13 protein-coding genes and 1 pseudogene are annotated in these 15,847 nt (G+C 41.4%); 6 read left to right on the top strand and 8 right to left on the bottom strand.

From position 1 onward, the window contains the following. Positions 1-8: 8 nt before the first annotated feature. Positions 9-1,445, bottom strand: coding sequence for a long-chain-fatty-acyl-CoA reductase LuxC (luxC, locus tag Q7674_RS00905; RefSeq protein WP_045065769.1), 1,437 nt, complete (start codon positions 1,443-1,445; stop codon positions 9-11). Positions 1,446-2,324: 879 nt separating this feature from the next. Here luxC and Q7674_RS00910 point away from each other — a divergent pair. From Q7674_RS00910 to putP, 5 genes are all read left to right on the top strand, one after another. Continuing rightward, complete coding sequence (locus tag Q7674_RS00910) at positions 2,325-2,468, top strand: hypothetical protein (RefSeq protein WP_155395156.1); 144 nt, start codon at positions 2,325-2,327, stop codon at positions 2,466-2,468. 123 nt (positions 2,469-2,591) lie between these two features. Next, entirely contained in the window at positions 2,592-3,335 is a 744-nt protein-coding gene (locus tag Q7674_RS00915) for a helix-turn-helix domain-containing protein (protein WP_023934901.1), read from the top strand. A 238-nt stretch (positions 3,336-3,573) separates the two neighbouring features. After that, entirely contained in the window at positions 3,574-6,747 is a 3,174-nt protein-coding gene (putA, locus tag Q7674_RS00920) for a bifunctional proline dehydrogenase/L-glutamate gamma-semialdehyde dehydrogenase PutA (protein WP_107229649.1), read from the top strand. Further along, positions 6,747-7,472, top strand: coding sequence for an aldehyde dehydrogenase family protein (locus tag Q7674_RS00925; RefSeq protein ID WP_045065254.1), 726 nt, complete (start codon positions 6,747-6,749; stop codon positions 7,470-7,472). Before putA ends, Q7674_RS00925 begins: the two co-directional genes overlap by 1 nt. Positions 7,473-7,537: 65 nt before the next feature. Continuing rightward, positions 7,538-9,034 (top strand): sodium/proline symporter PutP, encoded by a 1,497-nt coding sequence (putP, locus tag Q7674_RS00930; protein ID WP_305422270.1) that lies wholly within the window; start codon positions 7,538-7,540, stop codon positions 9,032-9,034. Positions 9,035-9,140: 106 nt separating this feature from the next. Here putP and Q7674_RS00935 read toward each other — a convergent pair whose 3' ends face one another. The 3 genes and pseudogenes from Q7674_RS00935 to ectA all read right to left on the bottom strand — a co-directional run bounded on the left by Q7674_RS00935 (position 9,141) and on the right by ectA (position 11,374). Next, on the bottom strand, positions 9,141-9,527 hold the full coding sequence (locus Q7674_RS00935) for an ectoine synthase (RefSeq protein ID WP_008988619.1): 387 nt from the start codon (positions 9,525-9,527) through the stop codon (positions 9,141-9,143). 14 nt (positions 9,528-9,541) lie between these two features. After that, positions 9,542-10,808 (bottom strand): annotated as a pseudogene (gene ectB / locus Q7674_RS00940) (diaminobutyrate--2-oxoglutarate transaminase). A gap of 11 nt (positions 10,809-10,819) precedes the next feature. Beyond that, positions 10,820-11,374 (bottom strand): diaminobutyrate acetyltransferase, encoded by a 555-nt coding sequence (gene ectA, locus Q7674_RS00945; RefSeq protein ID WP_008988621.1) that lies wholly within the window; start codon positions 11,372-11,374, stop codon positions 10,820-10,822. A gap of 351 nt (positions 11,375-11,725) precedes the next feature. On the opposite strand from ectA, the gene Q7674_RS00950 reads away from it, so the two are divergent. Further along, positions 11,726-12,091, top strand: a complete 366-nt coding sequence (locus tag Q7674_RS00950) for a SpoIIAA family protein (RefSeq protein WP_023934894.1) — start codon at positions 11,726-11,728, stop codon at positions 12,089-12,091. Between the two features lie 96 nt (positions 12,092-12,187). Here Q7674_RS00950 and Q7674_RS00955 read toward each other — a convergent pair whose 3' ends face one another. The 4 genes from Q7674_RS00955 to Q7674_RS00970 are packed head-to-tail and all read right to left on the bottom strand — an operon-like array spanning position 12,188 to position 15,816. Next, on the bottom strand, positions 12,188-13,414 hold the full coding sequence (locus tag Q7674_RS00955) for a beta-ketoacyl-ACP synthase (RefSeq protein ID WP_045065260.1): 1,227 nt from the start codon (positions 13,412-13,414) through the stop codon (positions 12,188-12,190). Beyond that, positions 13,411-14,136 carry a 3-ketoacyl-ACP reductase FabG2 gene (locus tag Q7674_RS00960; RefSeq protein ID WP_305422273.1) on the bottom strand — a complete coding sequence of 242 codons (726 nt, stop codon included), beginning with the start codon at positions 14,134-14,136 and terminating at the stop codon, positions 13,411-13,413. The genes Q7674_RS00955 and Q7674_RS00960 overlap by 4 nt, the downstream gene beginning before the upstream one ends. Beyond that, entirely contained in the window at positions 14,133-14,609 is a 477-nt protein-coding gene (locus Q7674_RS00965) for a hotdog family protein (RefSeq protein ID WP_045065261.1), read from the bottom strand. Before Q7674_RS00965 ends, Q7674_RS00960 begins: the two co-directional genes overlap by 4 nt. Next, the gene (locus Q7674_RS00970; protein ID WP_305422276.1) at positions 14,602-15,816 is read right to left on the bottom strand and encodes a beta-ketoacyl-[acyl-carrier-protein] synthase family protein; all 1,215 of its coding nucleotides are present in this window, start codon (positions 15,814-15,816) and stop codon (positions 14,602-14,604) included. The genes Q7674_RS00965 and Q7674_RS00970 overlap by 8 nt, the downstream gene beginning before the upstream one ends. Positions 15,817-15,847 lie beyond the last annotated feature (31 nt).

The following is a 15,847-nucleotide window of genomic DNA, read 5'->3' on the forward strand; positions in this document are numbered from 1 at the left end:
ATCTCTTTCTACGGTACAAATACGAGGAACTTATCTTCCTCAAGATAACGAGTCTGTTCGATTTTCACCGAGACATCTTTAGTGGTATATGTTGACGGCCTTTCATGTGATATATAGTTAACAAGCCGTTGAAGGGGACGCATCCCATCATGGGCGCCACCTACTCGAAATATATTATTCATTCCGGCTTCTATAATTCGTTCTGCACCATGTTCTGCTAATATATCTCTATATTTGAAAGACGACTCCCACGGCGCTATTGCGACGGTTTGCGTTACGCCCTTATGCACGAATGGAATGACTTCTGAAATGTCATTTACTTGATGAATATAAGCCGAGCGTGATAACGGCTGATTACCAAATGATCCCGCAGGTGATTGCGTTAATAACCAAGATTGGCTTTCACCTTTTTGAACTTTATATTTGGCAAACAAACATTCTCTTTCCGTTAAAGAAAAAGCTGCTTTTTCATCAAAATTCCGCTCACCTTTAGGCAATATGTCTTTATATTTATTTAATTGCTGAGCTAATTCATCAAAAAATATGTCTATGCTATCGCCAATATAATAAATATCTTGGGTGGAGAAACATGCTTGCTGATCGTAAAAACAGATATCATGTGCTACACCGATAGCAGCAGCCTTAATATCTGTTGGGTTGTCAACAATGGATATACTCTTTTTGGGACCAAATTTTAGAATATCTGCGTGTGATGGTGCATGTTCTGTAGCCCATTTAATTGCATCATCACCACCCCATGCAATAACCACATCAGCACAGCTCATTATTTGTTTTGGAATAGCAAGATCCTCGCTATGTGACCAATACATAACTGAGATTGAACGTGTGATCGGGTGTTCTGCATCTACATCGATAAAACTATTAACTAGCGCAGTAGCTGTAAAAGGATCAGCTGATGACGTTTTTATGATGCACTCGTTTTTGGTCAAAATCGCACGAAGAATAGAAGTCACACCAGATAGTGGTACGTTACCAGCTAATAGGTGTACAGATTTTCCTTTTGGGAGCGCTTTGACATAACATTCACCTTGGGGGATCCACTCATCAATAATATGCCGTGAGCTAAGATCATTCTCAACAATATCGTACAACGCACTTTTGCTACACAGAATCATTGAGATCCAGTTAGCTTCAAGTTTTGCCATCTCTTGTGAGTAACCGAGGAACTTAATAAGATCTCGAATATAAGTGAGTCGTCGGCTGTAAGTTTCGCTCTTCCATTTTTGTCCCACTGTATATAAGAAATTAACTATCTGATTTATAGTCAATTTGTTTTCTATATTTAGTGATTGAATAGCTTCAACATCACTTTGGGTGATGATAGGGATATTCACTTTATTATTGTTGAGCGTTAGTTCACGCATGCCATATCCAGACGTGTTTTGAACTACACCCCCAATAATCATTGGGATCTTCTTAATCATGTAATCTCCTTTGGTATTCGCACATGCTGAGTATGTAGTTTCGGTATAAACTATGCCGCATGAGCTAGCTGAATCAGATTAGATAAAGAAATATGGATGTGATAACTAATTTATTTTTTCTTTTTTCTATTCGAGATTTTGGTCACACTATTAATAAAATCAGTTTTTAATTTAATATTTTTATATTTAATCTTTCTGATTTTTTTATTTTTCATTTTTCATGATAGATGATGGTATAAGTGAAATATATTACAAAATGTTTTTATTATTAATTCGTTTTTTATGTTTTTTGTGATTTTATTTATTGGCTTTACTTTTTATCTTTATTTTTAATTTACTCCGGAATTTTTAAATTAGGTTGAATGGTATTTTTATAGTTTTTATTATTGATGGAATAAACATAACTTAAATGAATGGTGAAATTTATTTTAATTCTTTCTGGTTGTAGTTATGTCTTTGTTATATTGGGTGGTTTTTATTTTTTTGGTGTGGGTATGATGGGATTTATTATCGCTAGGTAGTGTTTGTCTATATATGGTATGTAATTAATGATATTACTATCTCCCACCAGAATATTATTGGTGTTTTAGAATAAATACAAGATTGTTCTTTATGTTTTTAAATTAAAATATTTGTGATGATAATAAAAAAAATTTGTCCGTATTTTGTATTTTATCTTTAAAAAACTAAAATCCTCTTAGATTTATCGTTTGGTATTAAATTGAAAATATACAAAGTCTAGAAAAGAAGATATTAATATTCAGCGATATTTTTCAAGATCGAGATGTCATTTGAACTATTTTAAAAAAGTGAAGATAGTCAACGATATGGGTTGGTATTCCCTAGGAGTATTTTAAATTTGTTAATGTAGGTACTGTAATGTTAGTAGCTGGTTGCTCATTAACGGTTGTGAGTGTTTTAAACGATATGCTGTACTTTGATATCGACCAACCATTGACTACTACAACATTTGGTGAAGTGGTTAGTCGTGGTGGATTAACAGAAAATTTTCAACGAATGTAAGTGATTAAGTGCTGTTACTAATTATAAGCGTATTCTTTTTGAGGCGTTTACAGGTTTTATTTGAGGTACTTGGCGAAGTACATACGTACTGCAAGTTGTGTAGTATCAAGATAGGAGTGGTGAATGGAAGTTAAAACACCAACATTTAATGTTGAAACTTTAGATGAATCAAAAATATACCATCATCATGATTACCCTCAGATTATCATTGGGTTAACAGGACAAAGTGAACTTGCGACGGATGATAGTTCGTTTTGTCTTTCTTCTGGTATGGGGTGCCTGATTGATGCCAATGTTGAACATAGTTTTTGTGGTACACCTAATAACCAAGTTTTAGTTATGAATCTTCCCCCGTTTGTATCAACGCTTGATGTTGATATGCTTGGCAGGGGGCATTTCAGCTTAGATGCGCGTACCCATCAGCTTATTTCCTTATTGGCAACTGAGTTAAAAGAAAGTGCGAATGATGGCGTGCTATCACAAGCAATCAGCAACACCTTACAGTGCTTAATTAAACGTAGTTTAATGCACTTTGGCGAAAAAAGAGTAGAGCGACTAAATATAGCACTAATTGATAACTATATAGATCAGCATATTCAGCAGAAGATATCGGTTGCAGAGTTATCAAGTGTTGCTTTTTTAGCGCAAAGCCAATTTTATGCTTTATTTAAAGCACAAATGGGGATCACACCGCACCAATATGTACTACGAAAACGGTTGGAGTTAGCGAAGCAATTGATCGCAGAACATCAAAAACCACTATCAGAAGTTGCGCAATTATGTGGATTTTCGAGTCAAAGTAGTTTCAGCCAAGCTTTTCGACGTTTATATGGCACGTCACCCACTCGTTATCAATTTTTCATTTAATAAGTTATATGCGGTACATGAAAGCGTTATATAGTTAAATTAGAGTATTTAACTATGTAGCGCTTTTTTAATGTGCTAGATCTCGTATTATTTATCTCCGGAGGAAAAATAAAACACCCCGTAGGAATGAGTAAGACGACATAAAATTTTATCCATAATATCTACTGGCAATAACAGTTTAGTAACATGGCAGTGGTGTTCATCATGACCTCACTGATCATGTCATAGAGGGAACCTGATGTTTAAAGCCGTTGATGTACTCCAGCCTGCTTTTATCGAGCAGCCTCTCGATCAGTTATGGTCGTTGATCTCACCTTTATATGCCGTTGATGAATCTACATGGCTTACGCAACTCTTACCATTGGCAGAGCCAAGTTCACAAGAGCAAGCGTTCTGTACCGAGAAAGCGTCAGAGCTAATAAGCCGTGTTCGTAGCGATAAAAATGCGGTGCAAATGATTGATGCACTGTTGCTGGAATATAGCTTAGATACTAAAGAAGGAATCTTGTTAATGTGCTTAGCGGAAGCACTGATGCGTATTCCTGATACTGCCACAGCAGATGCTTTGATCCGCGATAAACTCAGTGTGGCAGATTGGAAGTCCCATCTTAAAAACTCCGATTCTTTGTTTGTAAATGCTTCAACATGGGGGTTAATGCTCACTGGCAAAGTGGTGACATTAGATGCTAAGCAAGATGGTACGCCAACAAATGTAATTAACCGTTTGGTCAATAAAATGTCTGAGCCTGTGATCAGGCAAGCAATGCATCAAGCGATGAAAATAATGGGGCATCAATTTGTGTTAGGACGCAATATTGATGAAGCCATGAAAAACGGTAAACCGAAACGTGAACAAGGCTTTACCTATTCTTTCGATATGCTGGGGGAAGCGGCATTAACCGCAACAGATGCTAAGAAGTACTATAACGATTATCTCACCGCGATTAAGGCTGTCGGCCAAGATAAAAGTACCTCAGGTAGCCAAGCATCCCGTCCGCCGTCAGATCCTACCGTATCGATTAAGCTATCTGCATTGCATCCTCGTTATGAAGTCGCCAATGAAGCCCGCGTGCTGGATGAAATGTATCGATCGGTATTGGCGTTATTAATCCATGCCCGAGAGCATAACGTTGGTATCACCATTGATGCCGAAGAAGCCGATAGACTGGAGTTATCATTAAAACTGTTTGAAAAGCTTTATCGCTCAGATGAAGTTAAAGGGTGGGGACGCTTTGGACTTGTAGTTCAAGCTTATTCAAAACGGGCATTAGCGGTATTAACTTGGCTGGCGGCACTAGCAAAACAACAGGGCGATGTTATTCCACTCCGTTTGGTAAAAGGGGCTTACTGGGATAGTGAATTAAAGTTAAGCCAGCAAGCAGGGTATAGCGGATATCCGGTATTTACGCGCAAAGAGGGCACTGATACCTCTTATTTAGCTTGTGCACGATTACTGTTATCAAAGCATGTTGTAAATCTGATCTACCCACAGTTTGCTACCCATAATGCACATACGGTGAGTGCTATAGTGGCAATGGCAACACATTCAGGTTACGAATTTCAGCGTCTGCATGGTATGGGCGATGCGCTTTATAACCATGTGATGGCAATGCATCAAACATTGGTACGGATTTATGCACCTGTCGGTAGCCATAAAGATTTATTGCCTTACCTTGTGCGTCGATTACTAGAAAATGGTGCCAATAGCTCATTTGTCCATCGATTGGTGGATGCCAACTGTCCAATAGATTCTTTAAATCAACATCCTGTTGATTTATTAAAGCAACGAAAAACACTTCATAACAGCTTGATCCCATTACCTAAAGATATTTTTGGTTCTGCCCGTCAAAACTCTGCAGGCGTTAACATTGATATTGAATCTCAGTGGCAGCCATTTCAGCAAGCAATTCACGATTTTAATCAGATGACATGGAAAGCATCGCCAATCATAAACGGTAAACCAACCGCTATTTTAGCGGCTGAGCGAATCACTATTACCGCACCGTATGATCATAATGAAGTAGTGGGTGAAGTGGTTGATAGTACGTCATCACAAATTGAAACGGCGATCACCTCGGCACATGATGCCTTTGTGGAATGGTCGCAAACTGATGCTTCTCAGCGTGTCCATTACTTAAAACTGTTAGCGGATAAATTGGAGTTGCATCAAGCGGAATTGGTAGCGTTATGTCATCGCGAAGCAGGAAAAACCATTCACGATGCGATTGATGAAATTCGAGAAGCGGTTGATTTTTGTCGCTATTACAGTGAGCAAGTTGAAACGCATTTTTTATGCCCTCAGCGTAGTACCAGCTTCGATGGTATCGATCAGTTAGTGAGTTACCAAGGCCGTGGGGTGTTTGTTTGTATTAGCCCATGGAACTTTCCATTAGCGATCTTCTTAGGTCAAATTTGTGCGGCATTAGCGGCAGGTAATACTGTAGTGGCAAAACCTGCTGAGCAAACATCTTTAATTGCTTATCGTGCAATAGAGCTTTTATTACTGACAGGGATCCCACATGGGGTGATCCAATTACTGACGGGTAAGGGGCGTGATATTGGACAGCAATTAATCTCTGATGAGCGTATTGCTGGTGTGGCTTTTACGGGCTCAACACCAACAGCACAATTGATCAATCGCACTTTAATGGCAAGGGAATGTGCGCCTGTACCTTTCATTGCAGAAACGGGCGGTCAAAATGCGATGATCGTTGATAGTACTGCTTTGCCAGAGCAAGTAGTGCGAGATGTATTACGATCTGCGTTTGCTTCAGCGGGACAACGTTGTTCAGCACTGCGGGTGTTGTTTGTTCAACAAGATATTGCCGATCGGGTTATAGGGTTAATTCAAGGCGCGATGGCTGAACTGAGTGTGGGCGATCCTCGATTGCATGCAACAGATGTTGGGCCTGTGATTGATTCTTCGGCAAAAGACAAGCTGCTTACACATATTGAGAAGATGAAAAATCAAGCTCAACTTATATGCCAAACGCCATTAACAAGTGATTGTCAGTTAGGTGAATTTGTACCGCCAACTGCGATTGAGATCAGCAATATTGATCTATTAACCCAAGAGCACTTTGGGCCCATTCTGCACATTGTGAGATATAAGGCGAGTGAGCTTGATCAGGTGATCGACCAAATAAATAAAACTGGCTATGGATTAACCATGGGGATCCATAGCCGTAATGAACGAACGTACAGTGAAATTGAGTCACGTGCCAAAGTCGGCAACTGCTATATCAATCGCGATCAAGTGGGTGCCGTGGTTGGAGTACAACCGTTTGGTGGTCGAGGATTATCTGGTACTGGACCAAAAGCAGGAGGACCGCATTACCTATATCGCTTTATGCAACCAAATGTTGTTTCAATCAATACAGCTAAGCATATCGATATGGGGGAGGTTGAATAATGATGCATGCTCAACAACAAATATCACTATCTATGAATGTGCAAAAGTCGCTACGAGGTAGCATTTTTGCCGCTTCCATCTGGAATGATCTGGACTTTGAAACGCGAATCGCTATTCTACGCCGCTGGGCAAAATCGTTAGATAAATTGTCAGCAATGATGGTTAATTTTCAGTGTACGAATGCACAGGAAATGGTTGCTACACCCCATGTAATGCCCGGGCCTACAGGAGAGAGCAATACTCTTTATTGTGTAGGACGTGGCGTGGTTGTAGTAACCGCAAACGATGATGTCGCAAACCATGTGGTGATTGCTCAAATCGCTGCCGCACTGGTGTGTGGGAATAGCGTAATGTTATGCCTATCGCCAGATCATCCCTTAAAAGCAGGTGTCATTCTCAGCCAATTAGCGCAAGCAGGAGCTATCGCTAATGTTCTTACTGTTATCGAGAGTCATGACTTTGAACCGTTAATTCAGTCTGAAGCTGTGGTTGCTGTCGCTTACAGTGGATCAGCAGATCGTGCATTAGATATTGGGCGTCAATTAGCTGCACGAGAGGGGCAATTAGCACAATTAGTGGCAGAAACAGATGTAGTGAATTTACCGATTATTGGTAGCCAAAGTTACTGTTTACGCTTTATTACCGAGCGTACCAGAACGATCAATATTACTGCCGTTGGCGGTAATGCAACCTTGCTTGAATTGGGTTGCGGAGAAGCAAGCTAACCTGACGTAGATAATAAAATAAAGGCCTTTGCCATGAACAAAGGCCGATCAAAAGGAAGTACAACATGATTGAAAATAACTTCGCTATTACAGCGACGTTTATCGCATACCTACTTGCGATGTTAGCCATTGGTTATATGGCCTATAAACGCACCTCAAGCTCCAGTGATTACTTTTTGGGTGGACGCTCATTAGGGCCTTGGCCGTCAGCGATCTCTGCTGGCGCATCGGATATGAGTGGCTGGTTATTATTAGGTTTACCCGGTTATGCTTACCTCGCAGGCTTTGAGTCTTTATGGCTTGCTGGTGGCTTATTGTTAGGCACTTGGCTTAACTGGCTTATTTGTGCCAAGCGTTTACGTACTTACAGTATTACCGCAGATAATTCATTAACACTGCCTGAATTTTTATCACGTCGATTTGATGATAATTCAAAGCTGATCCAAACCATTTCTGCCTTCTTTATTTTGTTATTTTTCCTTTTCTATACCAGTGCTGGTTTAGTTGCAGGCGGAAAATTGTTTGAAACCGTATTTGGGCTTGATTACACCCTTGCACTGTTCATCGGTACTGTGTGTGTCGTGACGTACACCTTATTCGGTGGTTTCCTTGCAGTATCTTGGACTGACTTAGTGCAAGGTTTGTTAATGTCTGCGGCATTATTGATTGTACCTATCACCGCGATGAATGCGGATCCTGTCCATCTAATGGAAACCCTGCATAGCAAAAACCCAGAGCTGCTAACGTTTTGGAATGACATTAAAGGTCAGCCACTGTCTTGGATTGTGATCTTATCGCTACTCGGTTGGGGACTTGGCTACTTTGGTCAGCCGCATATTTTGGCACGTTTTAAAGCTACCCGTTCTAATAAAGATATTGGTTCTGCACGCCGAATCGCAGTGATCTGGACTGCCCTTTCTATGATTGGTGCACTGTTAGTGGGCTTAACGGGCATTGTTTATGTTGATGGCAATTTAGGTGTCGAACTTGCTGATAGTGAGAAAGTGTTCATGCTATTAGTAAATGCGATTTTCCACCCTGTAATGGCGGGTATTTTATTAGCTGCGATTTTAGCAGCGATCATGAGTACCGCTGATTCACAATTGTTGGTTTCATCATCTGCACTAGCGGAAGATTTTTATAAGCAAGTATTCCGCCCGCAAGCATCAAGCCAAGAGATTGTGATGGTCGGACGTATTGCGGTGATCTTATTATCTATTGTTGCATTTATCTTAGCGTTGGATCCTGAAAGCTCAGTGTTAGCGTTAGTCTCTTATGCATGGGCAGGATTTGGTGCGGCATTTGGACCTGTATTACTGCTGAGTCTGTATTGGAAAGAGATGAACCGTAATGGTGCGATTGCAGGTATTTTAGTCGGTGCTATTACTGTGGTGGTATGGAAGCAACTGACGGGCGGTATTTTTGATTTATATGAAATTATCCCAGGCTTTATTTTCGCAACACTAGCTGTGGTAGTGGTAAGTAAAGCAACTAACGCACCATCCGATGCAGTACAAAAGCAATATCAACAATACCAACAAAATCTGGCTGAGTTTGATTAACGCAGTTTTTTGTTGCTAAGTTTTCAAATTAAAATCCCGCTACAAGCTTGAACCTGTAGCGGGATTTTTGTTTTAGCATACTAACGATGAGATGTTCATGTCGCTTTTAATCAACTAGCGGATAAACACCGTTTTCATCGTGGGTTTCTTTACCTGTGATCGGTGGGTTAAACACACAAGCCATCACCATTTCTTTATCTTTGTAAGCACGTAAATAGTGTTCATCGTGCTGATCAAGAATATACAGCGTGCCCGGTTTAATAGGGTAGGTTTTGCCACCAACCACTTCAATTTCCCCTTCACCACTCATGCAATATACTGATTCTAAGTGATTTTTATAGTGGATATGGGTTTCTGTATTTTCAAAGATAGTCGTAATATGGAAAGAAAAGCCCATCTTGTCATCTTTGAGCAACATACGAACGCTTTCCCATGTTTCAGAAGCAACACGACGCTCACTATCACGACATTCATCTAATGTTCTAACAATCATGATTTGTCCTTAAATTATGATGCTTGTTTAAAGTCTTTTGCGACAATTTGCTCTACCGCATTTTCAAAAATAGCTAAACCTTGTGTTAGCTCATCATGTGAGATAGTAAGTGGACTAAAGAATTTCACTACTTCATCATTAGGGCCTGCAGTTTCAATCACTAAGCCATTTTCAAAACACGTTTTTGCTATTTGTCCGGCAAGCTCGCCATCGTTACATTCAATCCCAATCATCATGCCGCGACCTTTCTTCTGCACAAACAGATCGGCATGATCGTGAAGGCATTTATCTAATACCTTGCTAATGATCTCAGAGCTTGCGGCAACATGTTTTTCAAGTGAATCATCAGCCCAGTAGGTTTCAAGGGCTTTGGTTGCGGTTACGAATGCATGGTTATTACCACGGAAAGTGCCGTTGTGCTCACCTGGTTGCCAAATATCAAGCTCAGGTTTGAACAGTACAATCGCCATTGGTAAACCATAGCCACCAATGGATTTTGATAGGGTCACAATATCAGGTTTGATCCCTGACGGTTCAAAGCTAAAGAAAGTGCCTGTACGTCCACAGCCTGCTTGAATATCATCCACAATCAGTAAAATATCGTGTTGTTTACAAATAGCTTCTAAACGCTGGAGCCATTGGTTAGAAGCGACATTCAAACCGCCTTCACCCTGTACTGTTTCAATCAATACTGCGGCAGGTTTATCCATGCCGAGCTGAGTTATCGGTAAGCATGGTTTCAAATAATTTAAGACCATCAATATCCGCATAACCTTCAAAAGGGATACGCGTAATATTGTTAAGGCTCATCCCCGAACCTTGACGGTGATGTTGATTGCCTGTTGCGGCTAATGCGCCTGCAGTACAACCATGAAACCCATTGGTGAAAGCAACAACAGAGCTACGTTTTTTCACTTTACGTGCTAGTTTCAAAGCTGCTTCTACTGCATTTGTACCCGTAGGTCCGGTAAATTGTGTCACATAGTTAAGCTGGCGAGGGGCGAGAATATTACGCTCTAATACTTCAAGGAAATTGGCTTTAGCCGTGGAGTGCATATCTAAACCGTGGGTGATCCCATCTTGTTCGATATAGTCGAGTAGAGCCTGTTTGAACACAGGATTATTATGACCGTAATTTAGAGAACCAGCACCTGCGAGAAAATCGAGGTAACGATCGACTTGTTCGGTTTCAAGCCAGCTGCCTTTTGCTTTGGTAAATACGACGGGGAAACTGTTTGAGTAAGAACGAACTTTTGATTCCTGTTTCTTAAAAATATCCATAATATGCCCGTTTATTTTCCTTTCTGTTGAGTATGAGTTAAAGGGATGCGATACAAGAATTCCGTATCGTGTTTACCTTTAAAATGAATGTCTTCGTCTAAAAAAGTACTCACTTCGCCATGCTCGCCATGGCGTGCGTCTAGCTTTCTAAATAACGCCCACGATGCGCGGTTATCTTCTGTGATCGTGGTTTCAATGGCTGTGATAGGGTGCAATTCATCACGCGTTATTAACTCTTGTAACATGTTAAAGGCAAGCCCATGACCTCGATATTGGTGTGATACCGCTACCTGCCATACAAATAAAGTGCTGGGCTCATCAGGCTTTTTATAACCTGAAATAAACCCTGCAATCTGACCATTACAACGTGCAATAACGCAGGTTTTATGGAAGTGGGTAGATTGAAGAAAGTTACAATAAGAGGAGTTGGTATCGAGAGGGGGACAATCAGCGATCAGATTAAAAATCTCATCACCATCTTTCGCTGTTGGTTGTAAAAATGTCCATGTTTGCTTTATGTCTTCACCTATTTCGGAAGCATTTACCGAAGGTGTTGATATGTCCATATTAAGAGTCTATTCCTTTGAGCTCTAAATAATTTGGTGGGTATTATTACTCATAAAAATGACAAGACACTAAAAAATGATGACATTAACCTGTTTTATGTGAGGCGCGTTGTGGTTTTGTGGTTAATAAAATGAAAGTTAAGTCGTTAGAGTACTAACTTATTTTTTGTTTTGATAATGGTGATGACAAAAAACAATAATTAATATGTGAGTTGTTGTGTATGGGAGGGGCGTTTTGCGCTAAATTTCGAAAAATCATTTCCCCAAAATATCGTCTCTACCTCGCTGCACTTTGCTGATAAAAAAGCGCATAGTAAAACTCTTATTTCTTGAAGGATTAAGGACACAATAATGTTAACTATGCTTAATGTTGATATTGATAATGCAGTGGCGTTTTCAATTGATGGCAAGGTCAATGAAGATGACATGAAGCGTATTTTATATGATGCGCAAGCGAAAACTGAAGTACATGGCAAGATTGTGATTTTCGAGCAGATCGATAATTTTGATGGGATCGAATTTTCAGCGCTACTTGAAGAAGTACGTTATGTCTTTCATGCGGGTATTTCGCACATTACCAAAGTTGCAGTGGTTGCTGATAAGAAGTGGATTGAAAAAATCGTCAAAGTGGAAGACAAGCTATTTCGTAACATCGATATTCAGTTCTTCCAGCCAGAGGAAAAAGATCAGGCGATCGAATTTTTAAAACAGCAATAATGTGAGTGACAATAACCATGCACAATAATTGATCTTATTATGTGCATGGTTATGGGTTTGCGTTTTTGAGCGTATATTTAGCGCTACATGTAGGTGTTAAACGCGCTTAAAAATAATTGAAGTGTTAATCCCACCGAACGCAAAGTTGTTGCTCATAATGTATTGGCAATCAAGGTTGCGTCCTTCACCACGGATGTAGTCTAAGTCGCCACATTCAGGATCAACGTTATCTAGGTTAAGGGTTGGGTTAAACCAACCGTTATGCATCATTTCTAAACTCAACCATGCTTCAATCGCGCCACAGGCACCAAGAGTATGGCCTAAATAGCTTTTCAGTGAACTAATAGGCGTGTCATTACCAAAGATGCTGGCTGTTGCTTGGCTCTCGGCAATATCACCTTTCTCAGTGGCTGTGCCGTGGGCTGAAATATAGTCGATATCACTTGGTGATAAGTTTGCTTGCTGTAGTGCCATTTCCATACATAACTGCATGGTTTCTTTTTGTGGTTGTGTCACGTGGGCAGCATCACAGTTGCTTGCAAAGCCAACTACTTCAGCATAGATCTTCGCGCCACGAGCAATCGCATGGTCGTATTCTTCTAACACTAATGTGCCAGCACCTTCGCCAATCACTAAGCCATCACGCTCGGTATCGTAAGGGCGAGGCGTTGCTTTAGGCGTGTCGTTTTTAAGGCTGGTAGCAAAAAGGGTATCAAAAACGGCAGACTCTGTTGGGCAAAGCTCTTCAGCACCACCTGCCACCATTACAGTTTGATAACCGTGTTTAATGGCTTCATACGCATAACCAATTGCTTGGCTACCAGAGGTACATGCACTGCTCGTTGGGATCACACGACCACGCAGACCAAAGAATAAACCTACGTTTACCGCAGTAGTATGAGGCATCATTTGTACATAAGTGGTAGCAGTAATAGCGCGGGTGCTTTTCTCATTAAGCATTACACCAAAAGCACTGATCGCAGGGGTACTTCCGGTTGAAGAGCCGTAAGCGATACCGGTTTGACCGTTAGTCAGTACCTCGTTGTCTAGCAATCCAGCTTGGATAAGTGCGTTTTCAGTTGCCAATGTCGATAGTTTAGATACACGTCCCATGGCACGGGTTTTCTTACGTGTGTAATGTTTTGGCAAGGTGAAGTTTTCAATCGGTGCGGCAAGTTTGGTGTTTAAGCCATCATACAATTCATAGTCTTGCATGTAGATCGTCGCATTTTCACATGCACGCAGTTTTGGCTCAATGTGCTGCCAATCGTTACCAAATGCAGTAACCCCTGACATGCCTGTAACAACTACACGACGGTTCATACTAAACCTCCGTTCACTGAAATGACCTGACGAGTAACATAAGCGGCAATGTCAGACATTAGGTAGCTAACTAATCCGGCAACTTCTTCAGGCTCACCCATACGGCGTAGCGGTACTTGCGGTAAAGCATGCTCTTTTACGTGCTCGTCTACCATACCTGTGTCAATCAGTCCCGGTGCAACACAGTTGACAGTGATCTTACGTTTTGCGAGCTCTAACGCTAATGACTTGGTCGCACCGATCACACTGGCTTTTGCTGCGCTGTAGTTGGTTTGTCCTCGGTTACCGGTGATCCCTGATACCGATGCTAAGGTGACAATACGACCACCTTTACGCTTTTGCACCATAGGCATTACGCAAGGGTGTAACACGTTATAGAAGCTATCAAGGTTAGTGTGGATCACGCCGTCCCATTCTTGCTCTGTCATTGCTGGGAATGCGGTATCTCGGGTGATCCCTGCATTACTTACCACGCCGTAATAAGCACCATGTTCAGCAATGTCTGCATTGAGTTGTTCGCGGCATTGTTCACGGTTGCTGATATCAAATTGAATTAAGCGACCTTCACCGCCCGCTTCTGTTATTGAAGCCAATGTTGCTTCAGCACCTTGTTTATCACTCATGTAGTGAACGGCGATTGTAAAACCATCTTTAGCCAGCTGTATTGCTATCGCGCGACCGATGCCTTTACTAGCACCTGTTACGAGGACGTGTCGAGTCATGCGTTCTTCCTGTTATTGTTGTTTGTTTGCATTTGTTCTAATTGTGTTTTTGAGGGAACAAATGCATTGAGTTGACTGCTTGCAACGATGTTATCGTTAACCATGATCTTGCAGTCAAAAACAGCCATGCCGTTATTTTCCATAATTTGTTCAGCATGAATGTCTAAAATTTCGTGTTCTTTAAATACGCTTAATTCACTGTGGTAGCGACGGCAACCTAAGAGAAAACCGATCGGTGAATCATCGCCTTTTTTCCAAGCGTGATAGCCTGACCAACCTGCGACAGTTTGTGCCATAAACTCGATCCCAACATAGCCGGGAACAGATTGCGTTTGTGGATCGAAATACAGGCAATCAGAGCGGATCACAACACGGCAATGAATGTGCTTTTCACCCACATCGATAAGTTCATCGACAAGGATCATTGGCGCTTCATGGGGTAATAGTTGATGTAATGGGGGGCAATTAGTCATCGGTAAGTCCAAGAATAAGGCTGATGTTGTTGCCACCAAATGCAAACGAGTTACTGAGCACAACGGGTTTGGTTAATGCCATATCCGCTGAGGCTAATTGAATTGGGAGATCGTCTGCGACAACACCATCATTAATTTGTTTTGGCAGTGGTAAATTATAGCGAAGTAAGTGCCAACAAATGGCAGCTTCAATCGCACTTGCAGCTCCTAGAGTATGTCCGGTAAGAGGTTTGGTTGAACTCACGGGTACGTGATTACCAAATACACGGGCAAGGGCTTTTGCTTCCATTGCATCATTTAAAGGCGTTGCCGTTCCATGGGCGTTGATATAACCAATATCGTTTGGTGTCAGGTTGGCATCGGCTAATGCTTTACGCATTGCGACTTCTGCTCCTGTGCCTTCTGGGTGTGGTGCTGAAATATGATGAGCATCAGAGCTATCGCCGACACCAAGCAGTGCAATATGCGGTGTTGATTGATTTTCATCTGGGGTGTGAGCAAGCAGCATAAAAGCTGCCCCTTCACCAATGTTGATCCCGTTGCGATTATCACTAAATGGGTTACACAAACTGCTTGAAAGAGAATCTAAGCCGTGAAAACCATTAAGGGTTAAGTGACAAAGACTGTCAGCCCCACCGACAATCACTGCATCGACTAAGCCCGCTTTTAGCATTCGCTTTGCTGATAAAAACACGCGGCCACTAGATGAACATGCGGTTGAAAGGGTATAGCAAGGCCCTGTTAATTGGTAATAGTCAGCAATAAATTGCCCAGTATTACTTGGCTCTTGCTGGTGGTAGTGATAACCATTTGGGTAACTGCAGGTCTCTTTTCGTGTCGTTAGCGCTTGCTCGCCATCACTGATCCCAGAGGTCGTTGTTCCAACAATCACTGCAATACGATCATTACCGTATTGCTTAATGGCGGCATGGATCTCTGGCTCAATTTGTTGCAGTGCAGATAAAGCTAAACGGTTATTAGCGGTATCTTGGTGCGCAAAACGCGTGCTATCAATATTTGGTAGTGCAGATGAAACTTTGCCAACGACAGTCTCTGTGCCGTCATTTAGCCAGCCTTGTACGGTTAGCATATCAGGGCTAACACCTTGGCGTAATCGTTTGTGGATGGTGTCATGTTCGCAGCCTAACGCTGAGTTAAACCCACACCCACGAATATAAATTGGCTGTTTGTCGGCGATTGTTTGCATAGTGCTGGTATCTGGCTCTTTGATATTGGTT

It is taken from the genome of Photobacterium leiognathi (genome assembly GCF_030685535.1).
Taxonomy (GTDB): Bacteria; Pseudomonadota; Gammaproteobacteria; order Enterobacterales; family Vibrionaceae; genus Photobacterium; species Photobacterium leiognathi.

What these genes read in the sequence shown, in the direction of transcription:
- luxC (WP_045065769.1), bottom strand. Translation starts at nt 1,445, where the DNA reads ATGATTAAGAAGATCCCAATGATTATTGGGGGTGTAGTTCAAAACACG.
- Q7674_RS00910 (WP_155395156.1), top strand. Translation starts at nt 2,325, where the DNA reads ATGTTAGTAGCTGGTTGCTCATTAACGGTTGTGAGTGTTTTAAACGAT.
- Q7674_RS00915 (WP_023934901.1), top strand. Translation starts at nt 2,592, where the DNA reads ATGGAAGTTAAAACACCAACATTTAATGTTGAAACTTTAGATGAATCA.
- putA (WP_107229649.1), top strand. Translation starts at nt 3,574, where the DNA reads ATGTTTAAAGCCGTTGATGTACTCCAGCCTGCTTTTATCGAGCAGCCT.
- Q7674_RS00925 (WP_045065254.1), top strand. Translation starts at nt 6,747, where the DNA reads ATGATGCATGCTCAACAACAAATATCACTATCTATGAATGTGCAAAAG.
- putP (WP_305422270.1), top strand. Translation starts at nt 7,538, where the DNA reads ATGATTGAAAATAACTTCGCTATTACAGCGACGTTTATCGCATACCTA.
- Q7674_RS00935 (WP_008988619.1), bottom strand. Translation starts at nt 9,527, where the DNA reads ATGATTGTTAGAACATTAGATGAATGTCGTGATAGTGAGCGTCGTGTT.
- ectA (WP_008988621.1), bottom strand. Translation starts at nt 11,374, where the DNA reads ATGGACATATCAACACCTTCGGTAAATGCTTCCGAAATAGGTGAAGAC.
- Q7674_RS00950 (WP_023934894.1), top strand. Translation starts at nt 11,726, where the DNA reads ATGTTAACTATGCTTAATGTTGATATTGATAATGCAGTGGCGTTTTCA.
- Q7674_RS00955 (WP_045065260.1), bottom strand. Translation starts at nt 13,414, where the DNA reads ATGAACCGTCGTGTAGTTGTTACAGGCATGTCAGGGGTTACTGCATTT.
- Q7674_RS00960 (WP_305422273.1), bottom strand. Translation starts at nt 14,136, where the DNA reads ATGACTCGACACGTCCTCGTAACAGGTGCTAGTAAAGGCATCGGTCGC.
- Q7674_RS00965 (WP_045065261.1), bottom strand. Translation starts at nt 14,609, where the DNA reads ATGACTAATTGCCCCCCATTACATCAACTATTACCCCATGAAGCGCCA.
- Q7674_RS00970 (WP_305422276.1), bottom strand. Translation starts at nt 15,816, where the DNA reads ATGCAAACAATCGCCGACAAACAGCCAATTTATATTCGTGGGTGTGGG.